This window comes from Methanobrevibacter sp., from assembly GCF_045116495.1.
In the GTDB taxonomy this organism is placed as follows: Archaea; Methanobacteriota; Methanobacteria; order Methanobacteriales; family Methanobacteriaceae; genus Methanocatella.
The window spans coordinates 1-3,097 of sequence record NZ_JBGULU010000011.1; the positions used below are offsets into that span (position 1 = coordinate 1).

The 3,097-nt window shown below is 35.5% G+C and carries 2 protein-coding genes and 1 pseudogene; 1 reads left to right on the forward strand and 2 read right to left on the reverse strand.

From position 1 onward, the window contains the following. Nucleotides 1-2,153 (reverse strand): hypothetical protein (locus tag ACJMLH_RS00490; RefSeq protein ID WP_405274004.1); only part of this gene is annotated, 2,153 nt, incomplete at its 3' end. 14 nt (nucleotides 2,154-2,167) lie between these two features. Then, nucleotides 2,168-2,758, reverse strand: a complete 591-nt coding sequence (locus tag ACJMLH_RS00495) for a flavin reductase family protein (RefSeq protein ID WP_405274005.1) — start codon at nucleotides 2,756-2,758, stop codon at nucleotides 2,168-2,170. Nucleotides 2,759-2,794: 36 nt separating this feature from the next. On the opposite strand from ACJMLH_RS00495, the pseudogene ACJMLH_RS00500 reads away from it, so the two are divergent. After that, nucleotides 2,795-3,097, forward strand: a pseudogene (locus tag ACJMLH_RS00500) (hypothetical protein); the annotation flags it as partial.

Below are 3,097 nucleotides of genomic sequence, written 5' to 3' on the forward strand. Positions count from 1 at the left end.
GATGATTCATTGAAAGGCATCCAATCAATATCAAGGGATATGACATCATCATCTGAAACTTCTTTTTTAAACTTAAATCCTTCAAGGGAAATCAGAGTATGTTCGTCAATGATTACTTCCCCGTTTACCTTAAACTCACAACAGTCCACATATACTGGGAAATGATTGCCGTTTGCATCCTTAACGTTTTCGGCTCTTAGCTTAATGGTAATCTCACCGTCGTTGATGATTCTGATTTTCAGATTCAATTTGCTCTTTTGGGTTTTAAATACATGACCAATGCCCTCATTTTTATTAAACCAGTCAGGAACAGTGTGTTTTAAGTCATCATCATCGTATTCGATTACATCAAAATTATTGTCCTCGCTTCCCTTGTTGATTATGTCAATTCTCAATGTCCTGTATTTATTCATCAGCAAATCCATTTCAAACTCATCGTCTGAAACGATAGGATATGATTCAAACCATGACCCGATGGAATTATTGTTAAGATTATGGTTGAAATCTATGTATTCATGGATTTTTAAAATGTCAATTGAAGAGTGGACATCCTGAAGATAATGTGTATCCTTATAGATTGTGTTTCTGATAAACTTATATGATTTCTTTGAGAAGTATTTCTCGAAATCCTTAATGAAATTGCTTGATGTGAAAATGTCCTTAAATAGTAATGCATGCTGTCCGAAATAAAGAATGGCCTTGTCATTGACGATATCCTGTCTGAATTCAGGTCCTTCAACAACATCCAAATCCTCAATTTCTCTTGGATATTTCTCATTGAGCATATTTGCATATTCAATGGTTTTTTCATTGAACTTACGGCCACCTTCTACCTTGAAGTTCAGCAGTTCAGGACAATACCTTGCAAAAATCAGTGTAATTATCAGCAGATCATCATCGCATTCATCAGTTGTAATCTTCAATTTTGAAAGCAGTGCATCACTTAACGGAGCAAGGGTAATCCAATTTTTAAGGTATGCTTCAACAAACGCCTTTCCGAAATGATGTCTGTTTCTTGATTCGCGATAAAGAATGGAGGATAACCTTTTGGAATTCTTGTTCAATCCATAGATTTCACTTAGCTCCTCTATTTTCTTGCTGAATAATCTCCTTGTTGACTCCTCTACATGATTTTCATAATCGCTTGCCCTCTCGATAATCTCATCCACATACTGTGAAACTGGAATGTTGGGATAATTTCTTATAGTGCCTCCGCAGTGGCCTGAAATCTTGAAATTCGGTTGGGCATTTTTATAAATCGGGAAATATCTTTTTTTATGAAATCCGAATTTGACATATAACGGAGTGTTTATTGATTCTTCCAGAGTGCACGGTATCTTTTCACGTTGATAGTCATTGTTTAATTTGAAATCAAAATAATCTGCAATTTGAGAAGCTATTTCAAAATCCTCATCAAAGCGCTCATTGTGATGTGATGAATTAATGGTCAGGTTGTCCAGGTTAATGCCGGAAGATAGCCATAATGCAGCCACAACCCTTGAATCAAATCCTCCGCTCAAATCCACGGTCAGATGGTTTGAAGAGAATATGTTTCTGAAACGGCCAACCCATTTGTCATGCCATTCATCCAAAATAGCTATGCCCTCACCGGAATCAAGACTGACTCTTCCTTCACCATATTCTATTCTTTCATAAGATAGGGATTTATTGGTTATGTCAATTTTGACAATGACATTGTGCTTCAGCATTTTGATTTCATTAACCAGTGTTTCATCGGGAACAAGTGAGCTCATGGCCGCTGCAAGATAATAATTGGCATAATCCTCATTGATTGTGAATGTCTTATCTGATTTTGAGAGGTATTCAACCAGCTTTAAAAATGAGTTTGAAATTGCAAAATAATCATCTATCTGATATAAGTATAACCCGTATGATCCCAGATAGTCCTGAGAGATGTATATGTAATCACCATCAACATTAACGGATACGTATGAACCTGCAGCATCCAGTTTCAAATCACTGGAAAAGTTATCCTGTCTTATAACCTCATCATCGCTGAAACCGTATCCGTAAAAATAAGATTTGACTGATTTGAGATCTGTTGATTCAATGATGAAAAACTCCTCTTTTAAAAAATCATTAGGGTTATTGATATTGATTCCTCCAGTTAATGTTATATTACTCTTTGTCAATGATAATATTTATATTATTCATCGGTTTTTTGTCTGAATTTAAGCCCTATCTTAAATGCGTCAGCTATCTTATCACCTATTTCAAAATAACAGTAGGAAATATCATCATAACCCAACGGATTCAGTTTTTCAAATGAAATTTTGCCCTTTTCATTCAGGACTTCCTCTTCAGCCAGAACATTAACGATTTCACCGGTAATCTGGGTATGGCTTCCAACTTCAGCAATATGGATAACCTTACATTCCAAAGAAACCTTAAACTCTTCAATTATAGGTGCATTGACCTTTTCGGCTTTTTTGGTATGGAAATTAACGTCCTGAATCTTATCTGTATCATATCCTGATGCCATTCCGAAATAATCTGTTTCGGCTGCATGTTCTATGCTTGCAAAACCAAGGGTAAATTCCTTTGAATGCAATATGCTTTTAAGTGTTTTTCTTTTCAGTGTAGTGTTGATAGCTATCATGACTGCCGGAGGACGGTGGGAACACATTGTTGCAAAGGCAAGTGTGCAGCAGTCGGCTTTTCCATTTTCATCATAAGCACTAGCTATGACAGCCGGAGCCGGAAACATCATTGAACGGGGTTTTAAATTTACTTTCATAATACTTATTAATTTAAAAGAAGTATAAATAACTATATGGATAAGAGAAAAATAGCCGAAAAAATATCAACAATAACAAATCCTCCAATAATTACCATTCCGTTGTTTTTGATAATCTGTATTGTATTGTCATTTGAAAACGGTGCTTTTAATTTTAATAAATTCATCGTTTTGGAGCTGATTTCACTTATTTTTGCATCTGTCCTGCCGATGGCAATTATACTGTTTTGGGCTAAAAAGCTAAACACCGACAAGGACATATCCAACCGTGAAGACCGTTTCATGCCTCTTGTAATAGGTATTGTATCATATTTCATAGGTGTTCTTGTATCCTTTATT

Bases quoted from the DNA above. Each gene is read 5' to 3' on its own strand.
- ACJMLH_RS00495 (WP_405274005.1), bottom strand. From the start codon at position 2,758: ATGAAAGTAAATTTAAAACCCCGTTCAATGATGTTTCCGGCTCCGGCT.